The 15,249-nt window shown below is 36.3% G+C and carries 14 protein-coding genes and 1 pseudogene; 11 read left to right on the top strand and 4 right to left on the bottom strand.

The window, feature by feature from the left end:
* The first annotated feature begins 53 nt into the window (after positions 1-53).
* From GWI97_RS12065 to GWI97_RS12015, 11 genes and pseudogenes are all read left to right on the top strand, one after another.
* Positions 54-1,067: a LacI family DNA-binding transcriptional regulator gene (locus GWI97_RS12065; protein WP_224215490.1), complete on the top strand. Its 1,014-nt coding sequence runs from the start codon at positions 54-56 to the stop codon at positions 1,065-1,067.
* An 82-nt stretch (positions 1,068-1,149) separates the two neighbouring features.
* A pseudogene (locus tag GWI97_RS18635) lies at positions 1,150-2,019 on the top strand (AraC family transcriptional regulator).
* A gap of 82 nt (positions 2,020-2,101) precedes the next feature.
* Positions 2,102-2,809, top strand: a complete 708-nt coding sequence (locus GWI97_RS12055; RefSeq protein WP_052038502.1) for an AzlC family ABC transporter permease — start codon at positions 2,102-2,104, stop codon at positions 2,807-2,809.
* On the top strand, positions 2,806-3,120 hold the full coding sequence (locus GWI97_RS12050; RefSeq protein ID WP_036936833.1) for an AzlD domain-containing protein: 315 nt from the start codon (positions 2,806-2,808) through the stop codon (positions 3,118-3,120). The genes GWI97_RS12055 and GWI97_RS12050 overlap by 4 nt, the downstream gene beginning before the upstream one ends.
* 313 nt (positions 3,121-3,433) lie before the next feature.
* Positions 3,434-4,678 carry a PfkB family carbohydrate kinase gene (locus GWI97_RS12045; RefSeq protein WP_087802403.1) on the top strand — a complete coding sequence of 415 codons (1,245 nt, stop codon included), beginning with the start codon at positions 3,434-3,436 and terminating at the stop codon, positions 4,676-4,678.
* The gene (locus GWI97_RS12040) at positions 4,678-5,622 is read left to right on the top strand and encodes a tripartite tricarboxylate transporter substrate binding protein (protein ID WP_036936838.1); all 945 of its coding nucleotides are present in this window, start codon (positions 4,678-4,680) and stop codon (positions 5,620-5,622) included. Before GWI97_RS12045 ends, GWI97_RS12040 begins: the two co-directional genes overlap by 1 nt.
* A 31-nt stretch (positions 5,623-5,653) precedes the next feature.
* Positions 5,654-6,079, top strand: coding sequence for a tripartite tricarboxylate transporter TctB family protein (locus GWI97_RS12035; RefSeq protein ID WP_036936840.1), 426 nt, complete (start codon positions 5,654-5,656; stop codon positions 6,077-6,079).
* A 27-nt stretch (positions 6,080-6,106) separates the two neighbouring features.
* On the top strand, positions 6,107-7,597 hold the full coding sequence (locus GWI97_RS12030) for a tripartite tricarboxylate transporter permease (protein ID WP_036936843.1): 1,491 nt from the start codon (positions 6,107-6,109) through the stop codon (positions 7,595-7,597).
* 140 nt (positions 7,598-7,737) lie between these two features.
* Positions 7,738-8,733 (top strand): dihydroxyacetone kinase subunit DhaK, encoded by a 996-nt coding sequence (locus GWI97_RS12025; protein ID WP_036936846.1) that lies wholly within the window; start codon positions 7,738-7,740, stop codon positions 8,731-8,733.
* 2 nt (positions 8,734-8,735) lie between these two features.
* Entirely contained in the window at positions 8,736-9,341 is a 606-nt protein-coding gene (locus tag GWI97_RS12020) for a dihydroxyacetone kinase subunit L (protein WP_036936849.1), read from the top strand.
* A gap of 18 nt (positions 9,342-9,359) precedes the next feature.
* A complete protein-coding gene (locus GWI97_RS12015; RefSeq protein WP_036936851.1) occupies positions 9,360-10,271 on the top strand; it encodes a dihydrodipicolinate synthase family protein in 912 nt (303 codons plus the stop codon).
* A gap of 116 nt (positions 10,272-10,387) precedes the next feature.
* Here the strand turns inward: GWI97_RS12015 and GWI97_RS12010 are convergent, their stop codons facing one another.
* From GWI97_RS12010 to glgP, 4 genes are all read right to left on the bottom strand, one after another.
* Positions 10,388-11,356: a threo-3-hydroxy-L-aspartate ammonia-lyase gene (locus GWI97_RS12010; RefSeq protein ID WP_087802405.1), complete on the bottom strand. Its 969-nt coding sequence runs from the start codon at positions 11,354-11,356 to the stop codon at positions 10,388-10,390.
* On the bottom strand, positions 11,349-11,750 hold the full coding sequence (locus tag GWI97_RS12005) for a RidA family protein (RefSeq protein ID WP_036936855.1): 402 nt from the start codon (positions 11,748-11,750) through the stop codon (positions 11,349-11,351). Before GWI97_RS12005 ends, GWI97_RS12010 begins: the two co-directional genes overlap by 8 nt.
* Positions 11,751-11,837: 87 nt before the next feature.
* Entirely contained in the window at positions 11,838-12,617 is a 780-nt protein-coding gene (locus GWI97_RS12000) for a hypothetical protein (protein WP_123822103.1), read from the bottom strand.
* A gap of 138 nt (positions 12,618-12,755) precedes the next feature.
* A complete protein-coding gene (gene glgP / locus GWI97_RS11995; protein ID WP_161752000.1) occupies positions 12,756-15,206 on the bottom strand; it encodes a glycogen/starch/alpha-glucan family phosphorylase in 2,451 nt (816 codons plus the stop codon).
* Positions 15,207-15,249 lie beyond the last annotated feature (43 nt).

Below are 15,249 nucleotides of genomic sequence, written 5' to 3'. Positions count from 1 at the left end.
TATATAAACAATAAAACAGTTTAAGTTTAGCGAACGTGACATTAAGTAGAACAATAGTGAAAAAACAAAAACGTATCACGATCACCGATATTGCAAAATTAGCGAGCGTTTCAAAAACAACGGCAAGTTTAGTATTAAATGGTCGTGGTAAAGAGATGCGTGTATCTGATGATACTATCGCGCGTATTACGGCTATTGCTGAACAATATCAGTATCAGCCTAATATTCATGCTCGCTCTTTACGTGATAACCGTAGTTATGCATTAGGGTTGGTTATTCCTGATATTACTAACTATGGCTTTGCTTCTGTGGCGTATGAACTTGAAATATTATGCAGAGAAGCAGGTATTCAATTACTTATTTCTTGTACTGATGAAAATGCTGCTCAAGAAACGCTGGCAATCGAACATCTATTATCACGTCAAATTGATGGTTTGATTGTGGCTTCTTGTTTACAAAGTGATTTTGAATATCAACGTTTAAGTAAACAAATACCTGTTGTGTTATTTGACCGGTATTTTGAAGGAACAACATTACCTTTTGTTGTCACCGATTCAATAACGGCAACACAACAACTTATTGCAGAAATTGCTTCGACAAAAGGTATTGATGAATTTTATTTCCTAGGTGGGCAATCAACGCTTTCACCGACTAAAGATCGTCTTTTGGGTTTCACCCAAGGGCTTTCACAAGCACAAATCAATCTAAAATCAGAGTGGATCATACATGGGCATTATCACCCAAGTTCAGGTTATGAAATGTTTGGCTCTTTGTGTGCATCGCTAGGGCGATCGCCTAAGTTTGTTTTTACTTCTGCTTGTGGCTTATTAGATGGAGTGTTGCGCTATCTAAGTCAAAATAAAATAATGCAAAATGAAGTCTATTTAGCTGGTTTTGATGATCACTATTTGTATGATTCATTATCAATGCCAATAGATACTGTTGCACAAAATAATCCTGAATTAGCATCATATTGTTTCCGACTGGTTATGGGATTAATTAACCAGACAAACTTAGAAGTTCATCAAATTTTTGTTCCAGCAAAAATTCATCAACGACATGAGTAAGACTGAGCAATTTTATGCAATCATCAGTATAGTGTTTATGATACAAGCTGATGATTTTTACTGTTGATGGAGTCAATATTCAATGCGACAAGAGCAGGCTAAACTTATTCACCTTCCTGAGCTTAATCGTCTTGCTTATCTACAAGCTGAGTATTTACATCAAACTTTTTCACGTCATACTCATGAAGGCTTCTGTATTGGTGTAATTGATGATGGCGCACAACAGTTTTATCGTACAGGAAGCGAACATATCGCCCCTAAAGGCGATATTATTATAGTTAATGCTGACGAAGTCCACACCGGCTCCTCTGCGGTAGAATCAGGTTGGGCTTATCAGGCCATTTATCCTACACCGGAATATCTGCAAACATTAACGCGTGATCTACAACAAGAGCAGGGTGCAACACCTTGGTTTCCTGATGCTGTTATTCACGATCCCGGTTTAAGTCAACAACTTTTATTGCTTTTTTCATTACTGAGACAACCCAATAATTATCTTCTAAAAGAGTCTTTATTACTTTCCACAATGGCAATGTTGATTTTGCGTTATAGCAAAACAAGAACTCAAGCAAAGCCATTAAGCGTAATAGGTCAACGATTACAATGGATAAGTGAATAAATGAATGACACACCTGAAAATGAGTTTTCACTTAATACATTGGCTGAAATGGTGAATTTAAGCCCATGGCATTTTTTACGTCAATTTAAAAAAGAGATAGGCATGACTCCTCATGCTTGGCTTATTCAAGCACGGATTCGAAAAGCAAGACAATTACTCTCTTTAGGTCACACACTTACGGATGTGACACAACGTTGTGGTTTTTCTGATCAAAGCCATTTTCATCGTCATTTCAAAAATACCATTGGTGTTACACCAGGCAATTATTTGAAGGGGCTTCAATTGCCTTCTTCTTTGAAATCGCCACTGACTGTAATAAAAAAAACAAAATAGCAATTTTATACAAGCCCATTTATTTTTATTGACTGATAATCATTCCATATAGAATTGATGTCTTAGAAGCGAAGATAGATAAATGGTGAAAAATAATAATGAAAATAGGCAAATAATGCGTGCTTTTGGCCTAGGGGCTTTGCATGTCTTACCTTTATGTCTTGCTGTTATTCCATGGGGAATATTAGCCGGTTCAATGGCTGTTGATGCAGGGTTAACTTTTGCACAAAGTGTCGGAATGTCTGCCATTATTTTTGCGGGGGCGGCACAATTAGTGACATTAGGACTGGTGATTTCTGGTGCCGGTATGTTGACGATTATTGTTTCTGTTTTTTTTATTACTGCTCAACATCTTTTATATGGTTTAACCTTACGTCCTTATGTTGCCCATTTAAAATGGTATCAGCGTATTACCATCGGATTTTTACTGACTGACGAGCTTTTTGCCGTTTCAGCACAACCTAAAGTGAAATTAACACCCGCTTATATGATAGGTGCGGGATTGTGTTTTTATTTAGCGTGGGTGGCAGTCAGTATCGTGGGTATTATTATGGCCAGTCAAGTTTCTGATTTATCTCGTTATCATCTTGATTTCTCTATTGTTGCCACATTATTGGCAATTGTGATCCCATTAATAAAAACATTTAGTACTTTAGTGGGCGTGATCGTCTCTTTTTGCCTCTCAATTGTTTTCAATTGGTTGAATATAGAAGGTGGTGTCGTTATTGGGGGATTAACCGGTATGTTTATCGCGGTTTGTGTTGCGAAAATAAGAGGAGAACAAAAATGACATGGTCGTTATTATTAATTTTGGCACTCGTCATTTTCATGTTGCGTTATTTCTTTCTTGAACCGGCGATCCCCATTAAATTACCGTCAGTGATCAGACAAGCTTTAGGGTATTCTGCACCTTGTTTATTAACCGCTATTTGCGCGCCGATCGTGCTGTTAGAAAAAAGCGAATTTAAAGGTATTATTGACAATCCTTATCTTTGGGGCACCTTATTATGTGTTGGATTAGCGCTTAAAATACGTAATACCTTAGTGGTGGTTTTACTCACATTGGTAGGTTTTTATCTGCTCAATGCCTTTTTAAATTAAATACTCAAGCAATAGTATTTAACGTAATATTTACATTTAAAAATAATCTCTTTTGTATTAATATGTTTCGTTATCTTATCAGCCGTCTTTGAACGGCTGATTCTACCTCTCTTTTCTAGATGACTCTTCATTATTCGACTCGTTTCACCTCTCATTTTTAACGTGTACCAATTGATGTTGTGTTAAAAAAATGTGATCTAAATTGCTTGGATTTGGTTTTACTTCTGTTTTTGGTTTTTTGTTTTGAATACCATCGCAGAATCACAAGCCTGATATCCTTATTCTCGTTATCAATGATACGGAGGCACTTTATATGTTTTCAGAAGAACGGCGACAGGAAATCTACACCATCATCAGGGAACAAAAGAAAGTTAAAGTGGCTCAACTTGCGGAGAAATTCAGCGTGACGCTGGAGACGATTCGCAGTGATTTGAAATACCTTGAAGGAGAAGGGTTGATCAAACGTTGTCATGGTGGCGCCATACTAGGGAAACAAGAAATTAAAAAAATAAGTAAATTCAGTGATAGTTTTGATATTTCATGTTTATTGCACGATTTATTAATCGTTAGAGAACGTAAAGATAGAAAACCAGAAGGGAAAGTCTGTGTGTTAGGATCGTTTGTGGTGGATATTATCGCCAATGTCGAATCTTTTCCGAAAGTTGGTGAATTAGTTAATTCAAAAAGCAATTCGATAGGTCCTGGTGGTAAAGGAACAAATCAGGCGATGGCTGCTAGTTTTTCTGATGCTAAAGTCCATTTAATAACGAAAGTTGGTGAAGATCATTTTAGTAAATACGCTTATAAATATTTACAAGAAAGTGGTATTGATTCTTTCACTATTTTTCAAACAGAAACGGTGCCAACAGGTAGTTCGATTAGTTATTTAGCTGACAAAACACAAAACAATATTACAGCAACTTATTTAGGGGCAAATAATACCTTCTCTCAACAAGAAATTGATATTTCTTTGCCTTATGTAAGTGAAGCAGATGTGTTATTGCTTCAAGGCGAAATTAATATAGAAGCCAATATTAAGGCCGCCTTATTTGCTAAGTCGGTTAATAAAATCGTTATATTGAATGTTGCACCTTATAACGAAAATCTAAAACAACTTTATTTATATCTTGATTTTATTACTTTAAATGCAAACCAAGCATCGCATTGGGCTGATATTGAAATAAACGATATTAATGATGCAAAACAGGCGATCAGTATTATTTCCGGTGACGAAAGTAAGAAAGTGATTATTTATATGGATGAACTTGGTGTGGTTTATTTTGATGGTCGAGCCACATTCCATATTCCACCTATGCCATCATTACGTGTGGATACGATGGCAGCAACAGATGCGTTTAACGGCGCATTTGCTTCAAAGATAGCCGCAGGGGGAACAATGCATGAATGTGTCTTATTTGCTAGTGCTTTCCTCTCTGCCTTCATAGAACAAAAAGGCGTAACAGCAATGCCTGTCCTTTCTCAAGTGCAGGCTCGCCTTAAATCAAGGCTTGAAGATATTCGGCCTCAAATAATCTGCAATGAGAAAAGGTGCGTATAATGAAAAAAACACTTCTGGCATTTACCCTATGCAGTTCCATTTTTACACTTCCGGCTTTTGCTCAATATCCTGAGAAACCGATTACTATCATAGTTCCTTGGGCGGCGGGCGGTAATACTGATACAGTTGCACGATTAGCAGCGAAAGGACTACAAGAAGAATTGGGCGTAACGGTTAATGTCGTCAATAAAACCGGCGGTAGTGGTGTTGTAGGTCATGATGCGATTAAAAATGCAAAACCTGATGGCTATACGCTAGGAATTGCAACGGTTGAAATTACCATGATGCATCACCAAGGTATGACGAACTTAACCTATCAAGATTACACGCCTATCACACGTCTTGCTGTTATCTATGGTGGATTGCAAGTTGGAAAATCATCACCATTTAAAAATGCACAAGAAATTATCGATTACGCCAAAGCAAATCCGGGTAAGTTAAAAGCATCAGGCAGTGGCTTAAATTCAATTTGGCACCTTAATACGATTGGTATGTTGCGTGCGGCAGGGTTACCAGATAATGCTATTCGTTTTATTCCTTCTCAAGGCGCAAGTGCTGCATTACAAGAATTAGCATCAGGAGGTGTCGATATCGTGACTTCTTCATTAGGTGAAGCTGACAGTATGGTAAAAGCCGGTTTAGTGAAACATATGGCTATTATGTCAAACGAAAAATCAACTTTTTACCCTAATGTCCCCTTATTCAAAGAAGCCACACCTTACAATTGGGATCTGCAAGCATGGAATATGTTAGTGGCACCCAAAGGACTCGATAAAGAAGTGCAAGATAAACTCACCGCAGCCATGAAAAAAGTGTATGCATCAGGTGAATTAGCCGAATTTGCAAATAAACAAGGTTTTGAAGTTATCGAATTATACGGCGATGATGCCACTCAATTTATGGCCAATGAAGATAAAAAGTTTGGTGAAATTATAAAGAAATAACTGAGGAAACGGCTGAATAACAGCCGTTTTTATGCTTATGCTAAATCGTCATATTCTATCGCTAATATTTTGTTGCTTTGGTTTATTCCTTATTGTTTATAGCGCGTATTCATTAGGGGATTTTAGTGAATATGGTGCCGCGTTTATGCCTTCTATTATTGGCGGAGGCATGATTATATTTTCATTAATAGATATATTTTCACGTAAACAAGAAAGTGATATTCCATTGGTAACATGGCATGAAATAAAATTTGTCTTCTTAATTATCGGAATTATTCTTTTTTATGTATTCGCATCAGATTATTTAGGTTTTATTTTTACTGGGTTAATTATTACTGCACCATTAATGATGAAATATGCGATCGTAAAACCCATATACAGTTTTATTATTTCAGCTGGTGTGGTGTTAGGTGTGTATTACTTATTTACCGCTGTACTGTTAGTACCGCTACCTTAGCTATTTTCATAAATAGAGAACAACAGTATGGATATATTAATTAACGCACTTGCTTATATTGATTACACAACAGTTCTTGTCGTTATTGGGGCTTGTTTATTTGGTCTATTCGTTGGCGCTATTCCTGGATTAACGTCGACCATGGCTATTGCTTTAATGGTGCCATTTACTTTTTTCCTTGAGCCTATTCCAGCCTTAGCATTAATGATCTCTGTCGGGGCATCATCTATATTTGCCGGTGATATTCCTGGCGCATTATTAAATATTCCAGGTACACCAGCATCAGCAGCTTATACGAATGATGCACATTCTTTAGTAAAACAAGGCAAAACAAATCGTGTATTGGGCATGTCATTAACCAGTTCTGTCATTGGTGGCGTGATTGGAACAATTATATTAGCCTCTACAGCACCTCTATTAGCCGAATTCGCTTTAAAATTTAGTTCTTACGAATATATGTGGTTGTCTTTAATTGGCTTAAGCTGCGCAACTATTGTTTCAGGTTCACATATTAGAAAAAGCTTATTAGCACTGTTCTTTGGTATTGCATTAGCTACTATTGGTTATGATGAATTTACAGGACAAGCCCGTTTTACTTTCGGTGAAGTTTCTTTAATGCAAGGAGTCAGTTTTATTCCAGCCATGATAGGGTTATTCGCCATTTCTGGTGCGATTAAATATTACGTTGAACGTTGGAAAGAAAAGCAAGTTACATTGACGGAAGTGAATACTGAAAATGACTCTTACAATATTTTTAAAGGAGTGGGTTGTATTATTCGGCAGCGTAAAGGCGGTATTTTTCGTAGTGGGATCATCGGGACACTTATTGGTGCTTTACCTGGCGCTGGGGCAGATATTGCAGCTTGGATTTCCTATGCGGTTTCAAAGAAACTATCTAAAAAACCAGAGAAATATGGTCATGGTTCTGAAGAAGGCGTTGTTGATGCATCTGCCAGTAATAATGCCAGTTTAGCAGGAAGTTGGATACCATCTCTAGTCTTTGGTATTCCTGGTGATTCTGCTGCAGCAATTATTATCGGTGTATTGTATATGAAAGATATGCAACCAGGACCAACGTTATTCTTATTTAATCCTGATAAATTATATGCCGTATTTATTATCTTCTTTATTGCCAATCTTATTTTACTGCCCATTGCTTTTATTGTTGTCAATTTACTAAAAAAGATTGTTGCTATCGATAACGCGATTATTTACCCAGCAATTATCCTGTTTAGTATTGTAGGCTCTTATGCAATTACAAATACGATGTCTTCTATTGTGGTGATGTTGGTAATGGGTGTTATTGGTTATTTTCTTCAAGAACGAAAATTTCCAATATCTCCAATTATTCTAGGCATGATATTAGGCCCAATGTTAGAAAAGAATTTGCTCTCATCCTTAATGAAATCTGACGGTGATTTTATTAGTTTTGTCAATAGACCTATTTCAATGGTATTAGCCAGTGTGTTTCTTCTCATTGTTATTATGCAAATGAGAGGTGCATTGAAGTCTAAATAACGTATTTCGTTTTTATACCAAATAAATTAAGTATAAAGATACTTTTTCAGTATCAGGGAAAACTCATCTTAAATAAGTCAAATAACGTTTTTTTAAGATGTCAGAAATCAGCAGATAAATAAAAAATATCGGGTGATCACATGAAAAAAATATTAAATAAGCCAGAAAATTATGTCGATGAAACATTAGCGGGTTTATGCCTTGCTCATAGTGATATTTATCGTCAGCCACAGCCAAGATTGATTACTCGTTCACAAAAAGCGAATAAACCGAAGGTGGGCATTGTAACAGGTGGTGGTTCGGGTCACTTACCTGTATTTACAGGATATGTCGGTGAGGGCTTATTAGATGCAGCTGCTGTAGGCGATGTTTTTGCTTCACCGTCAGCGGATTTAATGACAGATGCCATTCGTGAAGCCAACAGCGGTTTAGGCGTATTACTGCTTTATGGCAATTACGGTGGCGATATCATGAATTTTGATATGGCGACTGAAACGGTAGATTTTGAGGATGATATTCGTTGTACAACCGTATTAGCCACTGATGATGTCGCTTCAGCAAAACCCGAAGAGGCGCATAAACGTCGTGGTGTGGCTGGGATGATTTATGGCTTTAAAATGGCAGGGGCTAAAGCACAGGAAGGTGCATCGCTTGACGAGGTGACTCGTATTGCTAAAAAAACTATGGAAAATACCCGAACAATTGGCTGTGCATTAACATCTTGTACCTTACCTGCAGTAGGACATCCCACCTTTGATATTGGTGAGGATGAAATGGAAATGGGCATGGGAATTCATGGTGAACCGGGAATTTGGCGCGATAAATTACGCAGTGCTGATGATATTGCTCAAGAAATGTTTGAACGTCTGCAAGCGGAATTATCACTCAAAGCCGGTGATAAGGTTTCAGTATTAGTCAATTCATTAGGCGCAACACCACTCGAAGAGCTCTATATTTTATATAACAAAGTTGCACAGTTTGTTGAAAAAACAGGCGCTACAATTATTCATCCATTAATCGGCCGTTATGCCACCTCGATGGAAATGACAGGGGCAAGTTTAACGTTGTGTAAATTAGATGATGAACTTGAAGCCTTAATGAATGCACCTGCTCATTGTGCATTTTGGAGAGTCTAGCGATGAATATCACTATTGATATGCTAAAACAAGGTGTTGAACGCATTGCAACGGCTTGTGAGCAATCTCAGTCAATGCTGTGTGAAGCAGATAGTCTGCTCGGTGATGGGGATTTAGGGATCACCATGCAAAAAGGGTGGCGACAAATTGCAGACGATGCACAAGATTGGCCTGAAGATTTAAGTAAAGTACTTTTTCAATGCAGTAAATCATTACAAAAAGCCTGTGCTTCTTCTTTTGGGACATTGCAAGCAACGGCTTTTATGGCAATGGCGAAATATTGCAAAGAAAATCAGCTACAAGAAATAGCACCCGCCGACATTTCACCACTGTTAACTGTTGCCTATCAAAGCATGATGGCAAGAGGAAAAGGGGAGTTAGGGCAAAAATCAGTACTTGATATTATTTACCAATTATCTGAAGCGCTAAAACCCGCTTTATCTCTGTTTGAATTAAAAACAGTAGCCTTACAGAGTATTGATAATACGCTTAATGAATTTCGTCAAAAACCTAATTTATTAGGTCGAGCGCGTATGTTCCCAGAAAAATCGATGGGTTTAGATGATCCTGGCATGTTGGCAATTAAAGTTATTGTTGAAGCAATCTGATTTAATAAAGGTCTTAATATGAAAAAATTATTTGGCGTTACAGTAGCAATGGTGACTCCATTTGATCCCAATGATCAAGTGGATAGTAAAGCGTTATCCGCATTAACTGACATGTTAGTTACTCAAGGTGTTGATTGTCTCTATCCTTGTGGCACGACAGGAGAGATGTTACGTTTATCAGCATCCGAACGTAAAAGCGTTGCGCAAACCGTTGTCGAAACAGCCAATAAACGCTTACCTGTCTTTATTCATGTTGGCGCAATGACACTAACCGAAACCCTTGAATTAGCGAAACACGCGGTAGAAATTGGTGCTGATGGCATTGGCGTGGTGACGCCACAATTTTTTGGTGCAACAGACAGAGAATTAGAAAACTATTTTGTGACGGTGGCAAACAGTGTGCCGGATAATTTTCCTGTTTATCTGTATAATATTCCACAATGTGCGGCAAATAATATCAAGCCAGAGTTAGCGGCAAAAGTGCAACAACAGTGTAAAAATGTAATTGGGATTAAATACAGTTTTGCTGATAATAATACAACTTTAAGTTACCTTGCTGTAGCTGATAATTTTTCAGTGCTTCATGGTTACGATAAATTATTCCTAGGTTTATTAGATGCAGGTTGTGATGGTACAGTTTCAGGTTGTGCCTGTGTTTTCCCTGAGCCATTTGTGAATATGTACAACGCCTATATTGCAGGTAATCACCAAGAAGCAAAACACTGGCAACAATTTTGTGTGAAATTTAGTGATGCACTTAAATCAGGTGCAAATATGGCAATATTTAAATCGGCACTGACTATGCGTGGCATAGCTGGTGGTCATATGCGTTTACCACAGCTCGACTTACTGCCTGAAGAAAATCAGCAATTAAAAGAGAATTTAGTGCAATTATGTCAAGAGGCGGGGATTACTTTTTCACTTAATTAAAAGAGACTAAGCAAAAAATACTTTCGTTATCTTAATTGAATGGTAATACATTTATATATCTTAAGCAGTATGAAAAAATAATTCATACTGCTTTTTTAATGATTAATAACATCTTTTTATTGTGCTAAAAAACGACCATATTGTGCGATATCGACATTACCACCGCTGATAATAATACCGATTTTCTTACCTTTTAATTTACCACCAAATTGATGAGTAGCCGCTAAACTTAAACAGCCTGTTGGCTCTACAATAATCTTCATACGCTGAGCATAAAATTGCATAGCAGAAATTAATTCTTCATCCGTTGCAGTTAAAATATCATCCACATTGTTACGAATAATCTCAAAAGTATAATTGCCTAAATGTTGCGTTTGCGCACCATCTGCAATTGTTTTTGGGGTATCAATATGGATGATTTCGCCTTTACGTAATGATTGTTGTCCATCATTTCCCGCTAAAGGCTCGACACCATATATTTTACATTGCGGTGAGAGAGCTTTGGTTGATAATAAAGAGCCAGAAAGTAAACCACCACCACCTAATGGAACAAATAGCATATCTAATTCACCAACTTCATCGAACAACTCTTTTGCAACAGTACCTTGCCCTGCAATAATATGGGGATGATCATAAGGTGGAATTAACGTTAATCCTTTTTTTTGTGCCAGTTGTTGGCCAATTTCTTCACGATTTTCTGTATAACGGTTATAGGTGAGCACGTGACCACCATAGCCTTTTGTCGCTTCTATTTTAGCCTTTGGTGCATCCTCAGGCATGATAATTGTTGCAGGAATACCTAATAGCTTTGCCGATAAGGCAATTGCCTGAGCATGATTACCTGATGAGAAAGTTACGACACCATTTTTACGTTGTTGATCATTAAATTGAGATAATGCATTCATCGCACCACGAAACTTAAATGCGCCCATACGCTGAAAGTTTTCACATTTAAAATAAAACTGCGCCCCTGTTAGTTCATTAATAGTACGAGAGGTTAAAACCGGTGTTTTATTAAGATAAGGCTGAATACGTTGATGAGCTTCAGCAACATCTTTATAGGTAGGAATAGGCAATTTATTCATAAGATTGCTCCTTGATCACCACGGCTTCAATTTCAATTTTACTGCCAAAATGGAGCTCTTTTACACCAGCAACGACTCTTGCAGGCCTATGTTCGCCAATCCATGTTGCATATAGCTTATTAACAATAGGCCATTCGTTAATATCTGTCACATAGACTTTAACTTGAACAATATCAGTTTTCTTTGCATTAATTCCGAGAAGACAAGCATTTAAGTTTTCAAGCACTTGTATGATTTGAATTTCAACTGGTTTGTCTGCTAAAGGTTTACCTTGTTTATCTAAAGGCAGTAATCCTGAAACAAACGACATATTATTTGCAGTCACAACATGAGAGTAATGCCCACCGGGTGAAGAGAGGGCTTCAATATTTCGTAGTGTAAGATGTGAGGCCATTTCGTTTTCCCATTTCACTTAAGTTAGATAAAATGTACACTTAACTATACATAATGTCTAATTTTAGATCAATAGTATCATTTATCGCTACAAGTTAAATGCATATTTAGGATAAAAAATGTTATCCTTTGTTTTATTATTTTCTTCTTGAGCTTTTTTTTCAATTATAATTTTAATAGCATCTTTTATTTTAAAAAAATTAACTTTTTGTTCATTTTTTAACAAATCATTGTAGATATTTTCAGCCAAAAAACAGTAAAAATCGTATTTTAAATGACAATCATTAGAAATCCCTAATTTATTTACAGCCTCTACTACGTCAGGAATATCTACTAATTGTTGAATAATAGTGCTTTGAGCCGCACCATTATTTAACTTTATATCTGCTCTATTAGCTATATAAAAAAATATACTTCTTTTACTCTCGTTAGGTATAGCAATATTATAATTTTTACATTGCTTATCTATTTCATGGTGAATTATTGAAGAAGGTAAAACTTCTTTTTCATCCTGACACCATCCAAAAAAAGTTTCATCTGCTTTTGCGTAAGAGTTTCTTAATTCTTTTGCAAATCCCTCTATATCTCCTTTGTTTTTATGTAAAACATCTTGCTTAAGATAAGTATTAAATATTTTATATATTAAGTCTTTACTGATTTTAGAAATATTTACATTTAGATCTATTTCATTTTTTTTGTAATCCATGGGGATCTCTAAACTTGTATTATTAATAGTTTTAATCTTATTTAAAATACTTTCATAATAATTCTCTTTAATGCCAATTTTAATTTTATTAAAAGTATTATCTAAAAAAAAAGAATTATGTAAATAAGGTTTGTTTTTAAAATGTTTTTCAATCTTCATCATAAATACTCCTTCATTCTTAATGCGAAGTTTGACAGAAGAAAAAAACAAGTTCTTTCATAAATAAAACCAATAAACTTAAACAAAAAACCGCGCATAAACCAAAGCGCGGTTACTGTTCTATCCTTATAAATTTAGCTTTTACAATGTAATCGCTGAAGCTTTCCAAATTCTTTGCATATATTCTGTTACTGCACGATCTGCAGAAAAATAGCCCATTTGACAAATAGTTAAAGCTGATTTTCTCAACCAAGCATTTTCATCTTGATAGAGCCGATCCACGCTATCTTGAGTGTCCACATAACTACGGTAATCTGCGAGCACCTGATAATGGTCGCCAAATTCAATAAGGCTATCAAAGATTGATTTATATTTATCAGGATTGTTTTGATTAAAGAAGCCATTGGCGATTTGATTCAGCACAGTATGCAACTCAATATCTTCATCGTAATAGCGACGTGGTGAATAACGCAGCCTTAATTCAGCGACTTCTTGTGCATTATGACCAAAAATAAACATATTTTCAAAACCAACATGTTCACCAATTTCAATATTTGCACCATCCAGAGTTCCGATAGTGAGCGCACCATTTAGCGCAAATTTCATATTCCCTGTACCAGAAGCTTCTGTGCCTGCTAAAGATATTTGCTCAGATAGATCTGCGGCAGGAATAATATGTTGCGCTAAACTCACACCGTAATTAGGAATAAAGATAATTTTTAGTTTATCTTTAATACGCACATCATTATTAATTTTCACAGAAATATCGTTGATAAGATTGATAATTTTCTTCGCATTATAATAAGCAGAAGCCGCTTTACCACCAAAAATAAACACACGAGGAACCCAATTTTGCTCTGGGTTTTGTAAAATACGATTATAACGAGTGATAATGCCTAACACATTGAGCAGTTGACGTTTATATTCATGAATACGTTTTATTTGCACATCAAATAACGCATCAGGATTAATCGTGATATTCAAATCTTGCTGAATAATGTTAGCCAAGTTTTGTTTATTTAATCGTTTTGAATCTTTTAGTTGGTGTAAGAAATTGTTATCTTTTACTAATGGCATTAATTCACCTAATTGCTCTAAATTGGTTCGCCAATAAGTACCAATTTGGTTATCAATGATTTGAGAAAGAGAAGGGTTGGCTAACGCTAGCCAACGACGTGGTGTAATACCATTAGTAATATTGCAGAATTTCTTAGGATAGATCATCGCGAAATCAGCAAATAATGATTGTACCATTAATTGGCTATGGAGCTCAGAAACACCATTGACTTGATGACTAATAATTACCGCAAGCCAAGCCATACGGACATTACGACCATTTTCTTCATCAATAATAGAAATACGGCGTAATAAGTCGTTATCCTCAGCGTGTTGTTCTCTAACGTATTTTAAGAATTTATCATTAATTTGGAAAATGATTTGTAAGTGACGAGGAAGCGAGCGACCAAGCATATCAACAGGCCAAGTCTCTAATGCTTCCCCCATTAATGTATGGTTGGTGTATGAAAATATATGAATGGTTTGTTCCCATGCTTCATCCCAGCTAAATCCGTGATTATCAATAAGCTGGCGCATTAATTCAGGAATAGCAAGAACAGGGTGAGTATCATTAAGATGAATGGCTATAAAATCTTTTAGATTATCAAAGCGTTGATGTAGATGGTAATGGCGTTGCAAAATATCTTGAACAGAGGCACTGACTAAAAAATATTCTTGCTGTAAACGTAACATTTTACCTGATATTGTCGAATCATCTGGATAAAGAATACGAGAGATATTTTCTGAGCGATCTTTTGTTTCTGTCGCCTCTAAGTATTCCCCTTTATTAAATTTACCTAAATTAAACGCACTATTCGCTTTAGCAGACCATAGTCGAATTGTATCTGTTGCCTGCGTGTTATAGCCAGGAACAATAGAATCATAGGGTTGAGCCATCACATTTAAGGTATCAACCCAATAATTATTTTCACCTTCTTGTTGTAAACGCCCACCAAAACCGACTTCAAATAACAGATCATAGCGAGGGAACTCCCAGGGATTCCCTTTTTCAAGCCAGTTATCCGCAACTTCATGTTGTTCACCATTTTCAATTTTCTGACGGAACATGCCGTATTCATAGCGAATACCATAACCTGTCACTGGATAACCTAATGTGGCACAAGAATCAAGAAAACACGCAGCTAAACGACCTAAACCACCATTACCTAAACCAGGATCAGGCTCAAGTTCAATTTGCTTTTCAAGATCAAGCCCTAGTTCTTTTAATGCACCTTTAACTTCGTGATACACTCCTAAAGAGAGCATCGCATTCGTTAAAAAACGGCCCATAAGAAATTCCATCGAAATGTAATAAACCTGTTTTACTTTCGGTGAAAGCTCCGCTTTGGTTGATTTCAACCAACGTTCAACTAAACGGTCTCGTATAGCGTAGGAAGTTGCATTTAACCAATCTGTTGGTGTGGCGTATTTAGGCGAAGTACCAACAATAAACATCAGTTTATAAACAATAGAACGCTTTAACGATTCAACGTCCTTATCTGGTGATGAATAATCAAATTCACATAACTTTTTCATTATAAATCTCTTTTGGTGATCCACAGGTCAAATAGACATCTTG

It is taken from the genome of Proteus sp. G2300 (genome assembly GCF_009915965.1).
Classification (GTDB): domain Bacteria; phylum Pseudomonadota; class Gammaproteobacteria; order Enterobacterales; family Enterobacteriaceae; genus Proteus; species Proteus vulgaris.
Note: the sequence above shows the minus strand (reverse complement) of the source record. Positions and strands in the feature narration are given on the sequence as shown.